Genomic DNA, 22547 nt, shown 5'->3' with positions numbered 1-22547 from the left:
TGAGGTGGACAGGACGGACTACGGGTTGTGGCTTGAGTGGATTTCCCCCTCGAATCCAGGGCGCTCGGCCGTTGGATGAAAGGCATAATACTCGGTGCTCATCGGACCGCGAGTAAAATCGGCTTAACACCGCTTTTCCTGGCTGGAGAAACTTTTTCGTCCCTCTGCGATCTTCCCCCGCATTACAACGATGACATCTCTCACCAGCTTCGCTGGAATACGTCTGAATCAATCAGCCAATCCCATATTGTCAAAATCCGTACATACGCCGAGTATGTGAAGATACCGCCACGGGAAATACACAGACACGAGACAAGACCGTCATCCCGTACGTGGAATCACGCAGACACGGAGCAGCCGGACGCTCCAGGCAGCACCCGACACGCTGTTTGAGAAAGGGAAACCCATGAAGAAGACACTGCTTTCCGCTATCGCGGCCGTGGCCTCCGTTACATTGTCAGGACAAGCCGCCGCCGCGCCCATGTCCCCCAGCGCCCGCAACGTGGCGCAGTACTTCTCCACCACCGTGCAGGACTCCTTCACGCTGCTGGCGGATACGGATGACCCGCTGCTCGTCTATTACATCCCGCGCCGCGGTGGCGTGGCCGTCCAGTACCCGCTGAGCACCGCGCCGGCTCCGCGCTTCCAGATCAACGCCTATACGCCGCTCTCCGGCTTCTTCGCGGGTGAGGAGCTGACCAACATGAATGGCACGCTCTCCACCACCAGCTATCTGGGCTCGCTGCAGCAGTTGCAGAGCGAGGCCAGCGCGCGGGGCTTCTACATCACCCCGGCGCCGGCCTCGAAGGCGAAGACGCGCTTCCTCGTCGCCGGTTACGAGGTGACCAACGGCCGCATCGACGTGGCGTGCGCGCAGGAGTTCATCGAGGTGGTCACCTCCACCGGCGCCATCCGCCGGGTGCCCGTCCCCCGGTGCTTCACCCGCCAGGATCCCACCCAGCCGTACGACCTGGACACCAACGTGATGTACCGGTTCACCAGCACCAGCGCCTCCAGTGGAAGCGTCGTGGCCCAGGACCTCTCCTTCCAGGCCACCACCCTGCCCGGCTGGGTGGACACGATCCGCTTCCTCATGGCCACCGGCGGCCAGTGGGACCACATCCTGACGGCGAAGATCGACTGGGAGATCAAGACGAGCAGCCTCACCCGCCAGGCCCGCTTCAACGTGAACTGGCAGGTGCTCTTCGAGCAGGCGAGCACCTACGCCGCCTATCACTCCAACTCGTGCGTGGACAGCGAGGTGCGCGGCTTCTTCGAGCAACTCTCGCAGTGCGGCGCGGAGAACACGTGCGGCATTCGCATCGAATACCAGCAGACCAGCGGCGCCTGGGGTCCCACCGCGCCGAGTGACGCCAACTTCGTCAACGTGGTGACCTCCGTGCAGCGGCGGCTCCAGGACGAGCTGTTCAACGAGGTGCGCAAGTACACCCCGCCGGTGAACGGACAGATCAGCGACCAGCGCACGGCGTCCTTCACGCTGCGCGCCAACTACGACAAGCTCGCGCTGAACAAGAACGAGCTCATCTACATCACCTACAACCCGGGCCCCTCCAACGTGAGCGCCTCCACCACGCTCAACGTCTCGTGCCTGCTGGGCGGCTTCGAGCAGGGCAGCGTGACGTGGAACATGGATGACGCGGGCTGCCGCGCGCTGCTCGGCCAGCCGTAAGGCACCGCGGCCCCTCCCGCGCCTCCCCGGCAATGGCGGGAGTGGAGCGGGAGGGACCGTTCCTCAGAAGCCGGACACGCGTGCCGGCGCCAGCTGCATGGACGGCACGCCATCACCGATCTGGCCGTAGTTGCCGAAGCCCCACGCCCACACCGTTCCATCCGACCGGAGCGCCAGGGAGTGGTTGGAGCCGGACGAGACGGACCGCATGCTGGTGGGCACGGACGAGGCGACGGGGGAGCGCTGATCCGTGGTGCTCCCCTCCCCCAGCTGGCTGGTGTTGTTGCTCCCCCACGCCGCCACCGTCCCGTCCATGCGCACCACCAGGGAGCTCCAGTTCGCGTCGGCGGAGATGACGCCGCTCAGGCCCGGCACCGTCACCGGCAGCAGGCGCTGGGTGAGCGTCCCATCCCCGAGCTGGCCGTAGTTGTTGTAGCCCCAGGACCACACCGACCCATCCGCGTGGATGGCCAGGGAGTGGTAGGTGCCCGCGGCGACGGACACCATGCCCGTGAGGCCCGGCACCTGCACCGGCGTCAGGCGCTGCGTCTTCGTCCCCTCCCCGAGCTGGCCGTAGAAGTTGTAGCCCCAGGCCCACACCGTTCCATCCCCGCGCACGGCCAGCGAGTGGTGGAGCCCCGTGGCGATGGCCACCACGCCACTCAAGCCCGGCACCTGCACCGGCGTCAGCCTGCGCGTGACGGTGCCATCCCCGAGCTGGCCGTAGGTGTTTCCGCCCCAGGCCCACACCGTTCCATCCGAGCGCAGCGCCAGGCTGTGGGCACTGCCCGCGGAGACGGCGACGATCCCGCTCGCGCCCTGCACGCGGACGGGAGCGAAGCGCGAGCTCGAGCTCCCATCGCCCAGCTGGCCCTGGGAGTTGCTGCCCCAGGCCCACAAGGAGCCATCCGACTGCACCGCCAGGCTGTGGTTGACTCCCGCGGCGGCGGACGCCACGGAGCCCAGGCCCGGCACCTGCACCGGCAGCGCGCGCTGGAGCCCCGTGCCATCCCCGAGCTCGCCGGAGCCGTTGTTGCCCCAGGCCCACACCGTGCCGTCCGAGCGCACCGCCAGCGAGTGGAGCCCGCCGGCCGCCACGCCCTTCATCCCGCTCAGGCCCGGCACCTGCACGGGCACCGGATGCAGGGTGGCCGTCCCATTGCCCAGCTGGCCGTACTCGTTGCCTCCCCACGACGAGGAGGTGCCATCCGCGTGCAACACCAGCGAGTGGCCATCTCCAGCCGCCACGGCCACCACGTTGGACAGGCCCGGCACCTGGAAGGGCAACGCCCGCTCGAGGGTGCTCCCATCGCCGAGCTGGCCCTGATCATTGCTGCCCCAGGACCACAGCGTCCCGTCCGAGCGCACCGCCAGCGAGTGGTAGTCGCCCGCGGCGATCGCCACCATCACTCCCGCGCTCCGCACCTGGACGGGCGTCAGGCTCTGGTCCGTCGTCCCATCCCCCAGCTGGCCGAGCAGGTTGTAGCCCCAGCCCCACACCGTTCCATCCGCGCCCAGCGCCAGCGAGTGTCCGTTGCCCGCCGCCACGGCCATGATGTTGCTCAGGCCCTGCACCCGCACGGGCGTCAGGCGCCGGGTGATCGTCCCATCGCCCAGCTCGCCGTCGGAGTTGTCGCCCCACGCCCACACCGTGCCGTCCGAGCGCACCGCCAGCGAATGATCGTACCCGGCCGCGACGGCCACGATGGTGTCCAGCCCCTGCACCTGCACCGGCGCCACCCGCTGGAGCGTCGTCCCATCCCCGAGCCGGCCCGCGCCGTTGAAGCCCCAGGACCACACCGTCCCGTCCCCGCGCACCGCCAGCGAGTGGTTGTGCCCGGCGGCGAGGTCCATCACCTCGCCCAGGCCCGGCACCGGCACGGGCTGCCGGCGCTGGGTGGTGCTCCCGTCGCCGAGCTGGCCGTTGACGTTGTCACCCCAGGACCACACCGTCCCGTCCGCGCGCACCGCCAGCGAGTGGCTCGTGGCCGCGGCCAGCAGCTGCACTCCCGTCTGGCCGGGCACCTGGACCGGCACGGTCCTCGGCAGGGCCGTCCCATCTCCGAGCTGGCCCACGGCGTTGGCGCCCCAGGACCACACCGTTCCGTTGGCCCGCAGCGCCTGCGAGTGACGGCCGCCTCCCGCCACGGGCAGCCGGACACGCTGGCCCAGGATGCGCGCCGGCCTCAGCTGCTGGCTGGCCTGCCCATCTCCGAGCTGGTTGCGCGAGTTGTCGCCCCACGTCCACACGAGCCTGTCCACGCGCAGGGCCATGGAGTGGGCGCCTCCCGCGGCGAGGCTCTTCACGTAGCCCAGGCCCGCCACCGTCACCGGGGAGAGCTGATGGGTGAGCGAGCCATTGCCCACCTGGCCGAAGTCGTTGTTGCCCCAGGCGCGCAGCGTGCCGTCGGAGAGCAACGCCAGCGAGTGCTGGTAACCCGCGGAGATGGCCTGCACTCCGGTGAGCCCCGTCACCAACGCCGGCACCGGACGGCGGATGGTGGAGCCGACGCCGAGCTGACCGGAGCCGTTCTCGCCCCAGGAGCGCACCGAGCCATCCACCAGCAGGGCCAGGCAGTGGTAGGTGCCCGCGGCGATGGCCTTCACGCCGGTGAGGCTCGCCACCTGCACGGGCGTCAGGTGCCCGGTGACGGAGCCATCGCCGAGCTGGCCGTAGTAGTTGTCACCCCAGGCCTTGACCTTGCCATCGGTGAGCAGCGCCAGCGAGTGGGCGTTGCCCGCGGCGATGGCCACCGCGGCACCGTTCAGGTCCTGCACCCGCATGGGGAAGGGGCTCGAGAAGGTGGAGCCATCGCCGAGCTGGCCGTAGTTGTTGTAGCCCCAGGTCCACACGGTGCCGTCGGAGCGCAGGGCCATGGAGTGGTAGTCACCCGCCGCGATGGCCACCACGCTGTCGAGGCCGAGCACCTGCACGGGCAGCATGCTCTGCGCGTCCGAGCCGTCACCGAGCTGGCCGAAGGTGTTGTCACCCCAGGCCCAGACGGTGCCATCGGCGCGCAGGGCCAGCGAGTGCTGGTAGCCGGCCGCGAGCGCCACCACGCTGTCGATGCCCTGCACCGGCACCCAGAGGGACTGTTGCATGTCCGTGCCGTCACCGAGCTGGCCGAAGGTGTTGTCACCCCAGGCCCAGATGGAGCCATCGGGGCGCAACAGCAGCGAGTGGGAGTTGCCCGCCGTGACCTGCTCCTGGCCGAGCGGCGGCGTGGATGGAGTGGTCAGCGAGATCTCCAGCACCGCGGGCTCGGTGGCCTGCGAACCTCCCTCCTCGGGAGGTGAACCACATCCCACGGCCAGACATAGCCCGAGCAACACACCCATCCATGCGCCCGGGCCACTCCCGGAAATCCGATTGCCTCTCATCTGGCTGCTCCCCTGTCGTTCAGCGGTGTGAAAGCGTCATGCAACCCTTCTTGCTGCGGACCCACTGCGCACCCGCCCGAGGAGGCACGGATGGGACAGCCACCCGTGCCGCTCAGAGTCCGGACACGCGTGCTGGCACCAGGCGCACGGACGGCACACCGTCCCCGACCTGGCCGTAATTGCTGTCACCCCAGGCCCACACCGTTCCATCCGCTCGCAGCGCCAGGGAGTGCCTCTCCGCCGCCGCGGTGGCCGTCACGCCACTCAGGGCGGCCATCTGGAGGGGAGTCGCCCGCGGGGAGGTGGTGCCATCCCCGAGCTCGCAATAACCGTTGTCCCCCCAGCTCCACAGCGTCCCATCCGTGCGCACGGTCAGGGATTGCCAATCCGCATCCGCGCTGCGCACACCACTCAATCCAGGAATGCGGACCGGCAGCTGGCGATAGGTCGAGCCGTCACCCAGCCCGTAGTAACCGTACCCCCAGGCCGACACCGTCCCATCCGCGTGCACCGCTAGCGAATGGCTGTAGCCCCCCGTAACGGACGCCACGCCACTCAGGCCCGGCACCTGCACGGGCAGCAGACGCTGTGTGGTCGTCCCATCGCCCAGCTGTGCCAGGGAATTGCTTCCCCAGGCCCACACCGTCCCGTCCGAGCCCACCGCCAGGGCATGGGCTCTGGCGGCCGCGATGGCCACGATGCCGCTCAAGCCCGCCACCTGGACCGGCAGCGAGCGCTGGATGGTGGTCCCATCGCCCAGCTGGCCATGGGTGTTGTCACCCCAGGCCCACACCGTTCCATCCGAGCGCAAGGCCAGGCTGTAGTTGCTCGCGGCGGAGACGGCGACGGCGCCACCCAGTCCCGACACCTGCACCGGCGACAAGCGCCCGGTCCTCGTCCCATCCCCCAGCTGGCCGGAATAGTTGTCACCCCAGGCCCACACCGTCCCGTCCGAGCGCACCGCCAACCCGAAATAGTCCCCCGCGGACGCGGCCATCACGGAGGACAGGTTGCGCGTCTGGACGGGTGTCAGGCGTTGAGTGGTGGTCCCATCGCCCAGCTGGCCGAGCGAGTTCCACCCCCAACTCCACACCGTTCCATCCGAGCGCACCGCCAGCGAGTGCCAGGGGCCGGCCGACACGCCTCGCATTCCACTCAGGCCCGGCACCTGCACGGGCAGCGGATGCAGACCGGCCGTGCCATCGCCCAGCTGGCCGAGGTTGTTGTCTCCCCACGACGAGTAGGACCCATCCGCGTGCAGCACCAGCGAGTGGGTGTCTCCGGCCGCGACGAGCAACACATCGGAAAGCCCCGGCACCTGGACGGGGGACCTGCGCGCGGTGGTCGTCCCATCGCCGAGCCGGCCATGATCGTTGTAGCCCCAGGCCCAGAGCGTGCCGTCCGCGCGAACCGCCAGCGAGTGGGAGGTGCCCGCGGAGAGGTCCATCATGTCGCTCAGGCCGGGCACCTGGAACGGCGTCGGCCGCGAGGTGTACGTCCCATCTCCCAGCTGGCCGAAGGCGTTGGAGCCCCAGGCCCACACCGTCCCATCAGCTGCCAGGGCCAGCGAGTGGCTGAGCCCCGCCGCCACGGCCACGATGTTGCCCAACCCGGGAACGCGCGCCGCGGTGGGACGCGAGGTGGTCGTCCCATCTCCCAGCTGGCCGTCGGAGTTGACGCCCCAGGCCCACACGGTTCCGTCCTGGTGCAGCGCCAGCGAGAAGGAGCCTCCGGTCGCGATGGCCACGATGGAGGCCAGCCCCTGGACCTGGACGGGCGTGCGGCGCGCGACGGTGGTCCCATCCCCCAGCTGGCCATTGCCGTTGTCACCCCAGGCCCACACCGAGCCGTCCGTGCGCAGCGCGAGCGAGTGATAGGAGCCGCCGGCCAGGGCCTCCACGCCGGTCAGTCCCGACACACGAACGGGAGCCAGGCGGCGGGTGGTGGTCCCATCTCCCAGCTGGCCGTAGGTGTTGTCACCCCAGGCCCACGCCGTACCATCCGTGCGCACCGCCAGGGAGAAGGGGTAGTGCCAGCTCCCAGCCGACACGGCCACCACGCCCGTCAGGGTTGTAACGCGGGTGGGCAGCATTCGAGGCAGCCCCGTCCCATCCCCCAACTGGCCATTGTTATTGGAACCCCAGGCCCACACCGTCCCGTCCGCACGAACGATGAGGGAGTGGCCACCGCCCCCATCAAGGGTCGTCGCTCTCGGGATGAGCACCCGCGCGGGCCTCGGCTGTTGGTTGATCTGCCCATTGCCGAGCTGGCCATGGGCGTTGTCACCCCAGGCCCACGCGATGCCATCCGCGCGCAGGGCCAGCGAGTGCGTCGCACCGCCCGCGATGCCTTTCACATACCCCGGACCCGAGACCGGCACGGGCGCGAGCTGCGAGGTGAGGGAGCCATTGCCCACCTGGCCGAAGTCGTTGTAGCCCCAGGCGCGCACCGTGCCGTCGGTGAGCAGCGCCAGCGAGTGGGCGCTCCCGGCCGCGATGGCGCTCACTCCGGTGAGGCCCGGCACCGCCACGGGCACCGGACGCCGGGTGGTGGAGCCGATTCCCAGCTGGCCGGAGCCATTCTCGCCCCAGGCACGCAGGGTGCCGTCGGTGAGCAGCGCCAGCGAGTGGAAGGTGCCCGCGGCGATGGCCTTCACCCCGGTGAGGCCCGACACCACCACGGGCGTCAGTTGCCCGAAGCCGGAGCCATCACCCAGCTGGCCGTAATAGTTGTCACCCCAGGCCTTGGCCCTGCCATCGGAGAGCACGGCCAGCGAGTGCCCGCTGCCGGCGGCGATGGCCACCGCGCCACCCAGGTTCTGCACCAACAGGGGGAAGGGGCTCGCGAAGGTGGAGCCATCGCCGAGCTGTCCGTAGTTGTTGAAACCCCAGGCGCGCACGGTGCCGTCTGTCAGCAGCGCCAGCGAGTGATTGTCTCCGGCGGCGATGGCCACCACGCCGCTCAATCCCAGCACCTGCACGGGCACCGGGCTCTGGGCGTCCGAGCCGTCGCCCAACTGGCCGAAGAAGTTGTCACCCCAGGCCCACACGGTGCCGTCGGAGCGCAGGGCGAGTGAGTGCTGAGCGCCGGCGGCAATGGCCACCACGTTGTCGAGTCCCTGGACCCGCACCGGAACGAGCCGGGTGGCATCCGTGCCATCGCCCAGCTGCCCGAAGAGGTTGTCACCCCAGGCCCAGACGGTGCCGGTGGAGCGCAACATCAGCGTGTGATTGGCGCCCGCGGCGACCTGATCCTGTCCGAGTGCCGGTGTGCTCAGCGCGACCGCGATCGTCGAGGGCTCGGCGAGCTGCGCGCCCTCCTCCTCTGGAAGGCCGCACCCCACCGCCAGACACAACCCCAGCCATAGCCATATCCAGGCATCCGGGAAGCGTCCCGGAATTCGATGGCTTCTCATGATGGATATACCCCTCCCCTTCAACTTCCGGCTTCCCCCCCTCCGGCCCAACGAGGGGGCGCGCATGATAAATCATCCAACTCGAGTTTTGACGTGAATTTCTCGGCTTTCTGCGCTGGCGGTCCTAGATAAGGTCTGGAGCGGACGGAGGAGAGGTGTCTCGCCAGTGCCGGGACGGTCACGAAAACTGTCATGGAAGAAAATTGAAGCAATCCAGCCATGAGCGGTCCGGTACCAGAATCCTGTCTCATGAAGGCAACCCGTTTCCTGTTCCCGCGTCTCCTCGGCCTGCTGCTCGGGCTGTTCGCCCTGCCCGTCCTGGCCGCCGACTCCGACAAGCCCACGGTGGCGGTGCTCTACTTCGACGACGAGGGCGCCGATGCCGGGATGCAGTTCCTCAAGAAGGGGCTGGCGCAGATGCTCATCCAGCAGGTTCGATCAGACCACGGCCAACAAGGTGGGCAAGCTGCTCGGGGCGCGCTACCTCGTCATGGGCGGGTAATTCGACGTGATGAACACCCTGCGCGTGGACGCCCGCGTCGTCGAGACCGGGACGGGCCGCATCATCCGTTCCGTCGGGGCGCAGGACACGCCGGAGAAGTTCCTCGCGCTCGAGCAGGAGCTGGCGCGGGAGCTCCGCGCCGTCTTCGAGGAGCTCGCCGCCCCGGAGGCCGAGGCCGGCAGGACGCCCGCGAAGCTTTGTAGTCCCGGTTGCGGGCCCGGGTGGCCAGGGCCACCAGGTCCTCCTGGGCCCGGCCCAAGTGCGGCGTGAGCTGCTCGATGCGTTGAAGCAGCGGCTCCAGTTCCGTCATGTCGCTCCCTCTCGTGGAAACCCCACCACCATCGGGAGGGCCCACGAGCGGGCGAGGGAGCGGGCACGGATCAGTGCGCCTCTCTCTCGGAGGGTGAGGGCGTGAGACGCAGCACCGAGCCCTCTCCCGGCTCGAGGAACGCCTCGTCCGAGCACTGCTGGCGCAGCCGCTCCAGGATGCGCCGCTGGTGCTCGGCCCGGGTGATGAGCGCGGAGAAGTCGAAGCGGCCCAGGCGCTCGTCCTTGCGCGACAGCCGCCGCAGCGTCCGCCACATCGACAGCCGCCCCTCGGTGCCCAGGCACAGCCCTTCCATCTCCACCACGCGGCTCAAGGGCGAGTAGCCCGTCAGCTGGCCGTTGAGCTTCAGGCGTCCCAGCTTCTCGCCCACCCAGGCCGCGCCCTGCTTCAGCACATCGTGCTTGAACCCCAGGGCCGACATCACGCTCAGCAGGATCGAGCGATCCTCCAGCAGCTCGCGATGGAGGGTCTCCAGGTACTCGCCCACGGCGTTGTCCGCGTTCTCCGCCTTCGCGCGGCGCGCCAGCTCCAGGCCCAGGGTCGAGCCCGCCAGATGATCATTCAGGTAGATCTTCAACAGCGCCGTGTTCACGCCACCCTCCTCGTGTGCGTCCCCACCGAGCGGAGGGTCGGCATGCCCGGGCGATGGCGCAGAGCACCATGCCCGGGCGGTTGGAGGGCGGACGGGAGAGCGGGCCTTCTTCCGCCTACCGGGCCTCGTCGGGGTAGCGGAAGGTCAGGGGAATCTTCACGTCCGGGTGCAGGCTGCGGGTGACGGGGCAGCCGTGCGCCACCTCCTCGAGCCGGGCGCGGTGCGCGGCGGAGAGGCCCGCGGGCATGTCGATCTCCAGCACCAGCTCGCCGATGCGGCGCGGAGGAGGCGTCATGCGCTTCTCCACCCGGGCGCGCGCGTCGCCGAAGGGAATCCCCTCGCGCGCGGCGGCCAGGGCCATGGTGGTGAGGGCGCAGGAGGCGAGCGCCGCGCCCACGAGGTCCGTGGGCGAGAAGGACATGCCGGTGCCGCCATTGTCCTTGGGGGCCTCGGTGGTGATCTTCGTGCCGGACGGGCCGTGCTCCAGCTTGCAGTGGAAGCCCGGCGCGCTCGCGACGGTCATCACGACGCCGGTGGCGGGAGTGGGTTGGCTCATGGTCGTGGCTCCTGTTCTGACGCCGCCTCAGCGGACGTAGGTCTCGTGCTCCGTCGGATCCGGCTTCGCCTCGTCGGGGCTCCAGTCGATCGTCTTCAGCAGCGACTTGCGGCGCTTCTGCACGTCCTTGTCGAGGAAGGCCACCGCCTCCTGCATCACGTCCATCAGCCGGCGCGGCTTGCGCTTCATCTTGGTGTCGCTGAGCAGCGCGTGGGTGAGCCACGGGAAGACGGCGGTGACGTCGGTGTGCACGTACATGGAGCCGGCCTCCACGGCCTCCATGGACACCTTGCCCCAGGTGTGGCCCTCACCGGCCGGGCAGCTCGAGAGCGCGCCGTTGTCCACCGGGTCCACGCAGAACTGCACGTCGATGTCGAAGCCATCCGTGGGCACGCCGAGAATCTGATCCAGCAGCGGCTCGCCCTGGAGCGTGTAGTTCTTGGGCACGCCGCCGCCGAGGATCCAGATGGCCATCTTGTTGGAGAAGTGGTGGCGGCAGTAGTGCTGGATCGCCGACATCCAATAGACGTCGTCGTTGATGTCGATCTCGAACTTGAACTCATCGCCCATGAGGCGCTTGAGCTTGACGGCGTTGAGGAAGATGGAGCCGTCTTGCACGGCGCCCACGAAGATGGGCACGCCGTGCTTGTAGCAGGTGGACAGCAGCGAGGGCTGCTTCACGCCGAGCTTCTTCTCGATGGCCTGGATGTTCTTGCCGAGCAGGTAATGGAACTCGGGCGTGGTCATCTTGCGCTGGAACTCGGGGCGGCGCAGGAGGGCGGAGAAGAGCCGGTCGGTGTCCAGCAGGGCCTCCTCCCAGAAGCCCAGATCGTAGATGCGGATGATGCGGGCCAGGCGGTACTGGAGATCTCCCGCGTTGGGGTTCACCTCGCGGATGGCGTGGCCGATGATGCGGTGGGCGTCGTGGTAGAGGTTGGCGCCGGTGGTGGTGAGCGCGGAGATGACGCCCTTCTCGATGAGGGGGATGATGCAGCTCTGGTGCAGGCCGGCCGGCGTCATGGCGCCCGAGAGCGTGAGGAAGATGGAGGCATCCACCTCCATGGAGCGGCGCATCAGCTCGAACGCGGTGCGCTCCTGGCGCCCCACGTAGGCCGAGAAGGCGTGCTCGAGCAGCTCGGTGGGCGACTCCTTGCCGGTGATGGGACGCGGATCCGCCTTGCGCGCTCCCGAGTAGTGGGCGCGCAGGTTCTTTCGGTTGTTCGAGGGGTTCTTTGCCATGGCGCGCGATCTACCACCGCCCGCGCGCCGAGGGGAGCACGGGTTTACTTGCGCTTCTTGCCCTTGCCGCCCTTGTCGGCCGGATCCACGTCCGGCGGCGTCAATTCCACCTCGGGAGTGCCCAGCACGCGCTCGCGCACCTGCTCGGCCGTCAGGTGCCCCGTGTCCGAGACGACACACGACACGTACGCCAGCTCCGCCAGGACCCGCTTCGCCCGGGCGCGCACGGCCTCGTCCTCGGAGGACAGCAGCTCGGACGCGGCGGAGATGTAGCTGCTCGCCAGCGACTCGAAGAGGTACACGCGGTTCTCGATGGTGTCGTCCTTGGCCATGACGCTCCTCCTCCCGGGGGGACTCACAGGCTGGCGAATCCAAGGGTTATCCCACATCCTATGGATGGTAGGTGGAGCCTTCAACCCGAGTCCCCTGGAGTGAGCGGTGATCGACTTGCATTCCCACACCACGGCGAGTGATGGCCAACACTCGCCCGCCGAGCTGCTGTCCCTGGCGGCGAGCGCGGGGGTGACGGCGCTGGCGGTGACGGACCACGACACGGTGGCGGGGTTGGCGGAAGCGGCGGAGGCGGCGAGGGCACACGGGGTGGAGCTGGTGCCGGGCATCGAGGTGTCCGCGTTCGTGCTGAAGAAGGAGGTGCACATTTTGGGGCACTTCGTGCGGCCGGACTTCCCGGAGCTGGCCCGCTTCGCGGAGCGGCTGCGGGTGGACCGCGAGCAGCGGATGGAGCGGATGGTGGAGCAGATGCGCAAGCTGGGCTTCCCGGTGCGGATGGAGGAGGTGCGGGCGATTGCCGGGAGCGCGCAGCTGGGGAGGCCGCACCTGGCGCGGTTGCTGGTGGAGAAGGGCTTGTGTCTGGACGTGAAGGAGGCGTTCGACCGGTTCCTGGGCGCGGGCAAGCCGGCGTGGACGGACCGGTTCAAGCTGGAGGGCCGGGACGCCATCCGGCTCATCCATCGCGCGGGAGGCACGGCCACGCTGGCGCATCCGGGCAGCTCGAAGCTGGAGCGCTACGACATCCTGCAACTGGCGCGCGAGGGCCTGGACGGCCTGGAGGCGCTGCACACGGACCACAACCCGAGCGTGCGGGAGAAGTATTTGAAGTTCGCGAAGGAGTTCGACCTGGTGACCACCGGGGGCAGCGACTTCCACGGCGAGCAGGTGACGCCAGGCAGGCGTCCCGGTGACTCGACGACGCCCCGTGAGAATTTCGAGAAGCTGCGCGCCCGGGCCGCGTCGGCGCGGGCATAGCGTGGCGGGTACGGACAATTTCATACACCGGGTGATGGGGTTGTGCCGGGCCCGCGCCGTTTGTATGCACAGGCACATGCAAGCTCTTCTGACGAACCTGTTCTCCCGCTCGACCCAACAGCCGGAGCTCCGAGAGGGAATCCCCGTCCTCCCGGGCGCGCTGCCCCTGGTGGGCCACTCCCTCTACACCATGGGCAACGCCCTCACCTTCCTCCGGGACGCGGAGGCGAAGGTGGGCCCGCTGTTCTGGACGAAGAACATGGGCATGTACACGCTGGTGTGCATGGGCGAGCCCGGCTTCGAGCTGCTCAAGAACAAGGTGACCAGCAGCGAGTTCATCCGCGAGGGGTCGCCGGATTTCGTGGGTGACTCGCTCCTGTCGCGGGATGGGACGCCCCACCGGAGCCTGCGCTCGGCCATGAGCGGGCCCTTCACGCCCCGGGGTCTGACGTCCAGCGGGGCCTCCGCGATTTCGGCCGAGGTCATCGAGTCCTATGTGACCCGCTTCCCCGAGGAGCCCTTCTCCCTGCTCGCCCAGACGCAGGGCCTCGCGCTCGACATCATCTTCCGCGTCATGGGCATCGACAGCAGCGAGATGGAGGCCTGGAATCGCAACTACCGCGAGTTCATCCTGGGCGCCCTCCCCATCAAGCAGGACTTCCCCTTCTCGCCCGCGAGGCGCGCCCGGCAAGGGCGGCTGTGGCTGGATGCGAGCTTCTCGCGGCTGATCTCCATGGCGCGGGGCAAGCCGGACATGCCGGGCACGCTCTCGGCGCTGCTGAAGACGCGCGATGAGGAAGGGCGCGAGCTCAGCGAGCAGGATCTCATCCAGAACCTGCGCCTGCTGGCCCTGGCGGGGCACGAGACGTCCGCGTCGGTGATGGCCTGGATGGGCATCGTGCTCGCCCAGCGGCCGGACCTCTGGGACCAACTGCGCGAGGAGGCGGTGGCGGCACCGGACCTGCCCCGCTCGCCCGAGGATCTCAAGCGCCACCCCTTCGCCGAGGCGCTCTTCCGCGAGGTGCTGCGCATGTACCCGCCCGTGTCGTCGACGGGGCGCCAGGCCAAGGAGGATCTGGAGCTGCACGGCAAGCGCGTGCCCAAGGGCACGACGCTCCTCGTCCCCCTGGGAGCCTACGGCTACGACCCGAAGCTCTTCCCCGAGCCGGATCGTTTCGATCCCTCGCGCTGGATGGGCAGGCGGTTGCCGCCGTCGGCCATCGAGACCGCGGCCTTCGGAGGCGGCCCCCACTTCTGCCTGGGCTACCACCTGGCCTGGATGGAGGTGGTGCAGTTCGCCACGGCCTTCGCGCGTGAACTGGCTCGCCGGGGGAAGAGGCCCCAGCTCGCTCCGGGAACCGCGACGCCCAAGCTGACCTACATCCCCTTCGGCGCGCCGCCGAAGAAGACGCGCATCCAGCTCGCTGCGGCCTGAGTGACACAGGACGACGCCGGCGCATGGCACAACCCGGGGTGCGGATACCCTCACCCCGACCCTCTCCCGGTGGGAGAGGGAGTGTCAGCGGAGGAATGTCCGAGGAGGCACAGGGCGCTCAGCGGTCGCGGGCGACCTTGAACTTGCTGGTCAGCACCGTGAGGCTGTCCGCCACGTTCTGCAGATCCTGCGCGATGCGCGTGGTGCGGCCCGTGGCGTCCACGCCCTGCTTCACCAGCTCGGCCACGTTGCGCGCGCCCTGCACGGCCTGCTCGCTGGACTGACGCTGCTGCCGCGTCGCGATGGTGATCTGCCGCGCCGCCTCGCTCGTGCCGCGCGCCAGCTCCACAATCCGCTGGAACACCGCCGAGGCCTGCTCCGCCACCTCCACGCCGCGATCGCTCGTGGCCATGCCCACGCGCGCCTTGGTGGCCGCCTCGTTGCCCGAGTCCTGCACCTTCTCCACGATGCGGGCGATGTCGCGCGCCGACGCGGACACGTTCTCCGCCAGCTTGCGCATCTCCGCCGCCACCAGCGAGAAGCCCCGGCCCACCTCGCCCGCCTTGGTGCCCTCCAGCGCCGCGTTCAGCGCCAGCAGGTCCGAGCGCTCCGCCACCTGGTTGATGACCTGGGCGATCTTCGACACCTGTTGCAGGTCCTGGTTGAGGCCCACGATGGCATCCGCCACGCCCTTGGACTCCATGCGGATGTCGTTGATGCCCGCCACCACCTGCGCCACCACCGCCATCGCCTCGGCCACCGCCTCGTGCGTGCGCCGCGCGCTGGACTCCACCACCTCGGTGGAGCTGGAGATCTGTTCCGCCGTGCGGCTCAGCTCCTCGAACGTCGCGGCGATCTGCTGCGCGTACGCCGCCTGCTGGCTGATGACGTGCTCCTGGTCCGCCGACGCGCCCGTCAGTCCGCGCGAGGCGCTGGAGAGCTGCTCCAACCGCGCCAGCAGTTCCGACACCGTGCCGCGCAGCGTGCCGAGCATCTCGTTGAAGGAGTGCGCCATCATGCGCACCTCGCCCGCCGAGGCCACGTCCATCTCGCTGAGCGACAGGTCTCCCTGGGACACCTCGCGCGCCGCCTGCGTCATGCGCGTCACCGGCTCGGCGATGGCCCGTCCGATGAAGAAGGTGATGAACAGGCCCACCACCATGGCGCCCAGGTACACGAAGAGGGCCTGCTGCATGGACTCCGGCTTCATCTGGTCGGCGTCCAGGCCCACCACGTAGGTGTGGCTCCCGGGCAACCGGCAGAAGAGCACCGGGAGGCCCTGCGGGTGCTCCATCGAGCACTCCTCGCCCTCCTTCGGCGTGCCCTTGAGCCCCTTCGGCAAGCCGCGCTCGGACAGCACCTTGTCCCCGGGCGAGAGCACCGCCTGGAAGGCCACCGCGCCCACCTGCTCCACCCGATCGAAGACGTTCAGGAGCTGCGGCACGGCCCGCAGACCGATGTCTCTCGAGGCCACGGGCTGGGACTCCGAACGATCCGGAGCCGTCACCCCCGCCTGCTCCAGCACGGCCGAGAGCTCATGCGAGGCGAGCAGACCCACGACCCGGGTGCGATCCTCGAGCCGCTCCAGCGACGACTTCCGCTGCTGCTCCGGAAAGTAGAAACCGCTGAACAGGGCCACGGCGATACTGGGAACCAGCACCGCGAATGCCACCTGCCAGCGCAAACTGAGACGACCCCACATGCCCGGGCTCTCTCCTATCTGATCGGAAGACGCGCCAGCCCGTGACCCTAGGCCCCCGGTGCGCGGAGCGTCAAACCCCCTGTCCGGGCCCCCGGGAGTGGCGGGCGGGCGGCCGAGCCCGTCCCGGGGCTTTCCTCTGTCATGTCCGGGGCTTGGCTTCCGGGGTTTCTCCATTGACACGGCTGCCCGGTGTCCCTAGGGTCCGCGCCGAATGAACCCCACGCTCGACCCCAACCCCCTGGCGCCCTACCTGCCGCTGGCGATCGTGCTGCTGCTCGCGGGTGTGCTGTCGCTCATCATCGTTCAGCTGGCCGCCGCCCTGGGCCCCAAGCGTCCGAGCGCCATCAAGTCCACCGCCTTCGAGGCCGGCTCCGAGAGCAGTGGCCCGGCGCGCCAGCGCTTCGCGGTGAAGTTCTACGTGGTGGCCCTCCTCTTCATCGTGTTCGACGTCGAAGCCGTGTTCCTGTACCCCTGGGCGGTGAACTTCCAGGCGCTCGGCTGGTTCGGCTACGTGGAGATGCTCGTTTTCGCTGCGACCCTCGTGGTGGGCCTTATCTACATCTGGAAGAAGGGCGCCCTGGAGTGGGAGCACTGAGGGCACTGAGGAATCATGGCTGACTCTGACATCGCACCCGTACTGACCACCCGCCGCGACGAGGCCATGGGCTTCTTCGAGCGGATGGTGTCCAAGGGCCTGGGTTGGGCGCGCAAGTACTCGCTCTTCACCTACCCGTTCGCCACCGCGTGCTGCGGCATGGAGTTCATGTCCGTGGCCGCCGCCCGTCACGACATCGCCCGCTTCGGCGCCGAGTTCCCCCGGTTCTCGCCCCGTCAGGCGGACATGCTGATGGTGATCGGCACCATCAACCAGAAGCAGGCGCCCATCCTCAAGCGCGTGTACGAGCAGATGGCCGAGCCCAAGTGGGTCGTCGCCTTCGGCGTGTGCGCCTCGTCGGGCGGCTTCTACGACAACTACGCCGTGCTCCAGGGCATCGACCGCATCATCCCGGTGGACGTCTACATCCCGGGCTGCCCGCCGCGCCCCGAGCAGGTGCTCGACGGCCTCAAGCTGCTGCAGGACAAGATCGGCAACCAGGTGCACCGGGTGGGTCACAAGGGCTCGGCCCCGCACGACCTGCTGGCCGCGCAGTACAACCTCAGCAAGTAGGCCCCGCGCACCACCGGGTGCAGCGGCTCCAGGGCCCCGCGAACCTCTCCGGAGGTGGCGGGGCCCTCGCCTTTTCGGACGAGCAGGCGGGCTCGCGAACCGTGCGGACCTCCGGGGGACGTGCGAGAATGCACCATTCCCCCTTACCGCCGAGGTCGCGTGGACGAAGCCGGGCAGACACGACCCCCCCTCATCGACTTCCTGCGGGAACCGGTGGGGAGGGCCCTCGAGGAGGAGCGCCGGCTCAACACCGCGCGTCTGGCGCTGCTGCGCTTCCTCGGCGTGTCCGCCATCCTGGCCATCACGGTGTACCTCGCCCGGGTGCAGGGGCTGGCGGACTGGGAGGTGTACCTCGCTCCCTTCAGCGCCTACTGGATGTGCACCGCGATGACGGTGGGCATCGTGTGGCGCTGGCCCCGCGGGGCGAGCTGGGCGGGCCTGTCGCTCGCGGTGGTGGACGTGCCGGCCATCTACTGGCTGCAGCACCTCGCCCTGCCCGTGTCCCCTTCTCCTGGAGGCGTGGCGGGTTTCACCCTGGGCCTCTACTGCTGCATCATCGTCCTGTCGGCGCTGTCGCTGCGCCGGCCGGTGCTCTTCGCCGTGACGGGAGCGGCCTGCGTGGCCGAGGTGACCCTGCAGGCCGAGGCCTCCATCGGCGTGGGGGCGCGCGTGGTGGCGGTGGTGGTGCTGGTGCTGACGGGTGCCGCCGCGCGCTACCTCTACCACCGCATCCGCGTGCTCATCTCCGCGGTGACGAGCGAGGAGCTCAAGCGCGCCCAGCTCGGCCGCTACTTCTCCCCCGCGGTGGCCGAGCGCCTGCAGGACCTGGCCTCGCCCGTGTCCACCCCCGAGGTGCGCGAGGTGACCATCCTCTTCTCGGACCTGCGCGACTTCACCGCCCTCAGCGAGCGGCTGTCCCCCGAGGCCGTGGTGGCCATCCTCAACGAGTACTACGGCCGCATGGTGGAGGTCGTGTTCCGCCATGGCGGCACGCTCGACAAGTTCATCGGGGACGCACTCATGGTATACTTCGGTGCCCCCCTGCCGGACCCGGCGCACCCCCGGCGCGCCGTGGAGTGCGCCCTGGAGATGGTGCGCGAGCTGGAGGCGCTGAACGCCGAGCGGACCGCCCGGGGTGAGCCCGCCCTGCGCATGGGGGTGGGCCTGCACACCGGGCGGGTGGTGCTCGGCAACATCGGCTCCACCGCCCGCCGCCTGGAGTACACCGCCATTGGCGACACGGTGAACCTGGCCAGCCGGATCGAACACCTCACCAAGCAGCACCGCACCCCGGTGCTCGTCTCCCGGGAGACCCGGGAGCGGGCGGGGGACGGGTTTCACTGGCGGGAGGTCCCCCCCACCCCGGTGGCGGGCAAGCGAGAGCCGGTGGCCACCTTCATTCCCGGGCCCCTTACCGCCCGGGAGGGCACCGAGGAGCCGGCCCGGAAGCCCCATTCCGGCGAACGCCGGCTTCTGACTCGCGTAAGTAGTGAGGATGCCTGAGGGATTACGTTGACGCCTGCCGGGGGGCATCCTTATAACGCGCCGGATTCCATAGCCAGCATTGGGGCCCCCTTTGAGCACTTTCGCACTGGACAGGGTCACCGCCCAGTTTCCGGAGGCGGTGGCGGAGCGCTACCTCGACCGCACTGGCGGCGCCTGGGCCGTCATCCACGCGGAGCACCTTCCCAAGGTCGCCGCGTTCCTCAAGAACGAGCTGGACTTCAAGCTCTTCACCTCCATCGACGCGGTGGACCGCCTGCACCTGGCGGAGAATGATCCGCGCTTCGAGGTCGTCTACTTCATCTACTCGCTGTCGCGTCACGAGCACGTGCGCTTCAAGGTGCGCGTGAGCGAGGCCCGTCCGGAGATTCCCTCCATCACGCCCGTGTTCCGCGGCGCCGACTGGTGGGAGCGCTTCGTCTGGGACTTCTACGGCATCCGCTTCTCGGGACACCCGGACCTGCGCCGCGTGTTGCTGTACGAGGAGTTCCAGGGCCACCCGCTCCGCAAGGACTACGCCCTGCGCGACCGTCAGCCGCTCATCCCCGAGCGCCCTATCAAGGACATCTTCCGCGGCCCCGGCACCAGCGGCGTTTCCTGAGCGCCTCCCACCGGCAGCCTCCCGAGGACAGACATCATGGCGGACACCCACAAGCCCGTGTCACCCCCCACCCCCGAAGCGCCCAACCCGGACACCGACGCCTACGCCCACGAGGCGGAGCTGGAGGCCCACCTCCAGACCAAGCGGATGTACGTGAACATGGGCCCCTCCCACCCCGCCACGCACGGCACCGTGCGTCTGAAGGTGGAGCTCGAGGGCGAGAACATCGCCGAGATCGACTGTGAGATCGGCTTCCTGCACCGCGGCTTCCAGAAGAGCTGCGAGAACGTCACCTGGACGCAGTGCCTGCCGTACACGGACCGGTTGAACTACGTGTCCGCGATGATGAACAACTTCGGCTTCCTCAACGCCGTGGAGAAGCTCATCGGCCTGGAGATCCCGGAGCGCGCCCAGTACATCCGCGTCATCGGCTCGGAGCTGCACCGCATCCATGATCACCTGACGTGCGTGGGCGCCACGGGCATGGAGCTGGGCGGCTTCGCCCCGTTCCTCTTCGCCGTGGAAGCGCGCGAGCTCATCATGGACCGCGTGGCCGAGCTGACGGGCGCGCGCCTGACCACCAACTTCGGGCGCATCGGCGGCATGAACCGCGACCTGCCCGAGGGCTGGAGCGAGAAAGTCATCAAGACGCTCGACAAGGTCATGGAGCACGTCAACGAGATCGACGGGCTGCTCTCGCGCAACCGCATCTTCGTGGACCGCACCAAGGACACGGGCATCATCACGGCCGCGGACGCCATCGACTACGGCTGGACGGGCCCCTGCCTGCGCGCCTGCGGCGTGGACTACGACGTGCGCAAGGTGAAGCCCTACTGGGTGTACGACCGGATGGAGTTCGACGTCCCGGTCGGCGAGAAGGGCGACAACTACGACCGGTACCTGATGCGCATCGAGGAGATGAAGCAGTCGGATCGCATCATCCGCCAGGCGCTCCAGCAGATTCCGGCCGGCCCCATCATCCTGGACGACTGGCGCATCGCGCTGCCGCCCAAGCCCGAGGTGTACGGCACCATCGAGGGCGTCATCTCGCACTTCAAGCTGGTGATGGAGGGCGTGCAGGTGCCCGCCGGTGAGGTCTACGACTGCACCGAGGCGGCCAACGGCGAGCTGGGCTGGTACATGGTGAGCGACGGCAGCGGCCGTCCCTACAAGGTCCACGTGCGCGCGCCGGGCTACCCCATCCTGTCCGCCGTGCCCCACATCATCAAGGGCAAGCTGCTGGCGGACCTCATTCCCACCTTTGACACGATCAACATGATCGGCGGCGAGGTCGAGCAGTGAGCGACAACGACACCAAGAAGCCCACCGGAGACGCCCAGCCGCCCCCGAAGGGTGCGCCCACGGATACGCCGGCGGCGAAGATCGGCTCCCAGCCCTCCAACCCGCCCGCGGGCGCCAAGCTGGACACGCCTCCGGCCGCGCACAGCGCCCCCACCGCGCCGCCGCCTCCTCCCGCGGCCAAGCCGGCCGGGCCGCCCCCGCCCAAGAACCCGGGCTTCGTCACCTGCACCATCGACGGCAAGGAAGTCGTCGTGAAGCCGGGGACGAACATGATCGAGGCGGCCCGGATGGTCGGCTCGGACATCCCCTACTTCTGCTACCACCCGCGCCTGTCCATCGCGGCCAACTGCCGCATGTGCATGGTGGAGGCCTCCAACGCCCCCAAGCTGGTGCCCGGCTGCCAGACGCCGCTCGTCGAGGGCCAGGTCATCAAGACCACCACGCCCAAGGTGAAGGAGCAGCAGCGCGCCGTCATGGAGTTCCTGCTCCTCAACCACCCGGTCGACTGCTCCATCTGCGACCAGGCCGGTGAGTGCAAGCTGCAGGACTACTACATGCGCTACGACTACCGCCCCTCCCGGCTCGAGGGCGGCAAGGTCATGAAGAACAAGCGCAAGGTGCTGGGGCCCCGCGTGGTGCTGGACCAGGAGCGCTGCATCATCTGCAGCCGCTGCGTGCGCTTCATGAACGAGATTCCGAAGGAGCCGCAGCTCGGCATCTTCGGCCGTGGCAGCCACGAGGTCATCGACACCTTCCCGGGCAGCGAGCTCAACAGCAACTACTCGCTCAACACCGTGGACATCTGCCCGGTGGGCGCGCTACTCAGCCGCGACTTCCGCTTCCGCGCCCGCTCCTGGTTCCTGTCCGCCGCTCCGTCCGTGTGCACCGGCTGCTCGCGCGGCTGCAACATCTACGCGGACTTCATGGCGCAGGACACCTACCGCTACCGCCCGCGCGAGAACGAGGCCGTCAACAAGAGCTGGATGTGCGACCACGGCCGCGCCACCTACAAGGGGCTCAACACCGGGCGCGTGCTCAGCGCCGTGGTGGGCCGCCAGCAGGGCACCGGCACCGCCCGTCCGGAAGTGGCGCGCAAGGAGGCCATCCAGGCCGCCGCCAAGGCGCTCTCCGGCGTGAAGGGCCAGGTGGCCGTGCTCGCCTCGCCCGTGGCCTCCAACGAGGATCTGCTCGCCACGCTCACCTTCGCCAAGGCGACGCTGGGCGCGAAGGAGATCTACGTGGGTGGCCGCCCGCAGGGCGAGGCGGACCACTACCTCCTCACGGCGGACCGCAACCCCAACCGCAAGGGCCTGGAGTTGATCGCCCAGGGCCTGGGGCTGGCGCTCAAGCCGTTCGAGGACCTGGTGAAGGCCCTGGACGGCGGCAAGGTGAAGGCGCTCTACGCCGTGGGCACCGAGGTGCCGGGCAACGTGGAGACCTTCGCGCAGGCGGCGGCGAAGCTGGACGTGTTCGTGGCGCAGGCCACCAACGAGTCGCCGCTCACCGCGCAGGCCACCGTGCTGCTGCCGGCCTCCGCGCACGTGGAGTTCGATGGCTCCTTCGTGCAGGTGGACGGCCTCATCCAGCGCTTCCGCAAGGCCTACCCGTCCAAGGGTGACGCCGTGGGGCACTGGGCCCTGGCGGCCGAGCTCAGCCGCGAGATGGGTGGCACCGCGGCCTGGACGTCCTCTCGCGAGGTGTTCCGCGAGCTGGGCAAGCAGGTGGCCGCGTTCGCCGGGTTCGATTGGGACAAGTCGGCTCCTCCCGACCGGGAGAAGCCGGGCATCAACCCGCTGCCGACCGCCGCCGACGGCCGGCCTCCGGGGTACCGTGAGTTCGGCGCTCCCAGGGTCCGGGGTATCTGACA

The 22547-nt window shown here is 69.1% G+C and carries 17 protein-coding genes; 10 read left to right on the top strand and 7 right to left on the bottom strand.

Annotated features, from left to right (window positions below; all coding sequences use genetic code 11):
- The first annotated feature begins 481 nt into the window (after nucleotides 1-481).
- Nucleotides 482-1690 carry a hypothetical protein gene (locus VFZ09_RS09300; protein WP_329727151.1) on the top strand — a complete coding sequence of 403 codons (1209 nt, stop codon included), beginning with the start codon at nucleotides 482-484 and terminating at the stop codon, nucleotides 1688-1690.
- A 63-nt stretch (nucleotides 1691-1753) separates the two neighbouring features.
- On the opposite strand, the gene VFZ09_RS09295 is transcribed toward VFZ09_RS09300, so the two are convergent.
- Nucleotides 1754-5029 carry an RCC1 repeat-containing protein gene (locus VFZ09_RS09295; protein WP_329727204.1) on the bottom strand — a complete coding sequence of 1092 codons (3276 nt, stop codon included), beginning with the start codon at nucleotides 5027-5029 and terminating at the stop codon, nucleotides 1754-1756.
- Between the two features lie 154 nt (nucleotides 5030-5183).
- Nucleotides 5184-8486 carry an RCC1 repeat-containing protein gene (locus tag VFZ09_RS09290; RefSeq protein WP_329727150.1) on the bottom strand — a complete coding sequence of 1101 codons (3303 nt, stop codon included), beginning with the start codon at nucleotides 8484-8486 and terminating at the stop codon, nucleotides 5184-5186.
- Between the two features lie 508 nt (nucleotides 8487-8994).
- On the opposite strand from VFZ09_RS09290, the gene VFZ09_RS09285 reads away from it, so the two are divergent.
- Complete coding sequence (locus VFZ09_RS09285; RefSeq protein ID WP_329727149.1) at nucleotides 8995-9258, top strand: hypothetical protein; 264 nt, start codon at nucleotides 8995-8997, stop codon at nucleotides 9256-9258.
- Nucleotides 9259-9368: 110 nt separating this feature from the next.
- On the opposite strand, the gene VFZ09_RS09280 is transcribed toward VFZ09_RS09285, so the two are convergent.
- From VFZ09_RS09280 to VFZ09_RS09265, 4 genes are all read right to left on the bottom strand, one after another.
- On the bottom strand, nucleotides 9369-9908 hold the full coding sequence (locus tag VFZ09_RS09280; RefSeq protein WP_329727148.1) for a hypothetical protein: 540 nt from the start codon (nucleotides 9906-9908) through the stop codon (nucleotides 9369-9371).
- A 115-nt stretch (nucleotides 9909-10023) separates the two neighbouring features.
- On the bottom strand, nucleotides 10024-10464 hold the full coding sequence (locus VFZ09_RS09275) for an OsmC family protein (protein ID WP_329727147.1): 441 nt from the start codon (nucleotides 10462-10464) through the stop codon (nucleotides 10024-10026).
- A gap of 27 nt (nucleotides 10465-10491) precedes the next feature.
- The gene (locus VFZ09_RS09270) at nucleotides 10492-11703 is read right to left on the bottom strand and encodes a deoxyhypusine synthase family protein (protein WP_329727146.1); all 1212 of its coding nucleotides are present in this window, start codon (nucleotides 11701-11703) and stop codon (nucleotides 10492-10494) included.
- A gap of 44 nt (nucleotides 11704-11747) precedes the next feature.
- A complete protein-coding gene (locus VFZ09_RS09265) occupies nucleotides 11748-12035 on the bottom strand; it encodes a hypothetical protein (protein WP_329727145.1) in 288 nt (95 codons plus the stop codon).
- Between the two features lie 106 nt (nucleotides 12036-12141).
- On the opposite strand from VFZ09_RS09265, the gene VFZ09_RS09260 reads away from it, so the two are divergent.
- Together VFZ09_RS09260 and VFZ09_RS09255 are read left to right on the top strand one after the other, a co-directional pair.
- A complete protein-coding gene (locus VFZ09_RS09260; protein WP_329727144.1) occupies nucleotides 12142-12969 on the top strand; it encodes a PHP domain-containing protein in 828 nt (275 codons plus the stop codon).
- Between the two features lie 76 nt (nucleotides 12970-13045).
- A complete protein-coding gene (locus tag VFZ09_RS09255) occupies nucleotides 13046-14404 on the top strand; it encodes a cytochrome P450 (protein ID WP_329727143.1) in 1359 nt (452 codons plus the stop codon).
- A 118-nt stretch (nucleotides 14405-14522) separates the two neighbouring features.
- Here VFZ09_RS09255 and VFZ09_RS09250 read toward each other — a convergent pair whose 3' ends face one another.
- Nucleotides 14523-16064 carry a methyl-accepting chemotaxis protein gene (locus tag VFZ09_RS09250; protein ID WP_414640683.1) on the bottom strand — a complete coding sequence of 514 codons (1542 nt, stop codon included), beginning with the start codon at nucleotides 16062-16064 and terminating at the stop codon, nucleotides 14523-14525.
- Nucleotides 16065-16317: 253 nt separating this feature from the next.
- Here VFZ09_RS09250 and VFZ09_RS09245 point away from each other — a divergent pair, with 253 nt between their 5' ends.
- From VFZ09_RS09245 to VFZ09_RS09220, 6 genes are all read left to right on the top strand, one after another.
- Nucleotides 16318-16701: an NADH-quinone oxidoreductase subunit A gene (locus VFZ09_RS09245; RefSeq protein WP_329727141.1), complete on the top strand. Its 384-nt coding sequence runs from the start codon at nucleotides 16318-16320 to the stop codon at nucleotides 16699-16701.
- Between the two features lie 15 nt (nucleotides 16702-16716).
- Nucleotides 16717-17274: an NADH-quinone oxidoreductase subunit B gene (locus VFZ09_RS09240; RefSeq protein WP_329727140.1), complete on the top strand. Its 558-nt coding sequence runs from the start codon at nucleotides 16717-16719 to the stop codon at nucleotides 17272-17274.
- 159 nt (nucleotides 17275-17433) lie between these two features.
- Complete coding sequence (locus VFZ09_RS09235) at nucleotides 17434-18777, top strand: adenylate/guanylate cyclase domain-containing protein (RefSeq protein WP_329727139.1); 1344 nt, start codon at nucleotides 17434-17436, stop codon at nucleotides 18775-18777.
- Nucleotides 18778-18865: 88 nt separating this feature from the next.
- Nucleotides 18866-19378, top strand: coding sequence for an NADH-quinone oxidoreductase subunit C (locus tag VFZ09_RS09230; protein ID WP_329727203.1), 513 nt, complete (start codon nucleotides 18866-18868; stop codon nucleotides 19376-19378).
- 36 nt (nucleotides 19379-19414) lie between these two features.
- A complete protein-coding gene (nuoD, locus tag VFZ09_RS09225) occupies nucleotides 19415-20680 on the top strand; it encodes an NADH dehydrogenase (quinone) subunit D (RefSeq protein WP_329727138.1) in 1266 nt (421 codons plus the stop codon).
- Entirely contained in the window at nucleotides 20677-22545 is a 1869-nt protein-coding gene (locus tag VFZ09_RS09220; protein ID WP_329727137.1) for a 2Fe-2S iron-sulfur cluster-binding protein, read from the top strand. Before nuoD ends, VFZ09_RS09220 begins: the two co-directional genes overlap by 4 nt.
- Nucleotides 22546-22547 lie beyond the last annotated feature (2 nt).

Origin of the sequence: Archangium sp., from assembly GCF_036277355.1 — a bacterium.
Lineage (GTDB): Bacteria > Myxococcota > Myxococcia > Myxococcales > Myxococcaceae > Archangium.
Note: the sequence above shows the minus strand (reverse complement) of the source record. Positions and strands in the feature narration are given on the sequence as shown.

Bases quoted from the DNA above. Each gene is read 5' to 3' on its own strand.
- VFZ09_RS09300 (WP_329727151.1), top strand. From the start codon at position 482: ATGTCCCCCAGCGCCCGCAACGTGGCGCAGTACTTCTCCACCACCGTG.
- VFZ09_RS09295 (WP_329727204.1), bottom strand. From the start codon at position 5,029: ATGGGTGTGTTGCTCGGGCTATGTCTGGCCGTGGGATGTGGTTCACCT.
- VFZ09_RS09290 (WP_329727150.1), bottom strand. From the start codon at position 8,486: ATGAGAAGCCATCGAATTCCGGGACGCTTCCCGGATGCCTGGATATGG.
- VFZ09_RS09275 (WP_329727147.1), bottom strand. From the start codon at position 10,464: ATGAGCCAACCCACTCCCGCCACCGGCGTCGTGATGACCGTCGCGAGC.
- VFZ09_RS09270 (WP_329727146.1), bottom strand. From the start codon at position 11,703: ATGGCAAAGAACCCCTCGAACAACCGAAAGAACCTGCGCGCCCACTAC.
- VFZ09_RS09265 (WP_329727145.1), bottom strand. From the start codon at position 12,035: ATGGCCAAGGACGACACCATCGAGAACCGCGTGTACCTCTTCGAGTCG.
- VFZ09_RS09255 (WP_329727143.1), top strand. From the start codon at position 13,046: ATGCAAGCTCTTCTGACGAACCTGTTCTCCCGCTCGACCCAACAGCCG.
- VFZ09_RS09245 (WP_329727141.1), top strand. From the start codon at position 16,318: ATGAACCCCACGCTCGACCCCAACCCCCTGGCGCCCTACCTGCCGCTG.
- VFZ09_RS09240 (WP_329727140.1), top strand. From the start codon at position 16,717: ATGGCTGACTCTGACATCGCACCCGTACTGACCACCCGCCGCGACGAG.
- nuoD (WP_329727138.1), top strand. From the start codon at position 19,415: ATGGCGGACACCCACAAGCCCGTGTCACCCCCCACCCCCGAAGCGCCC.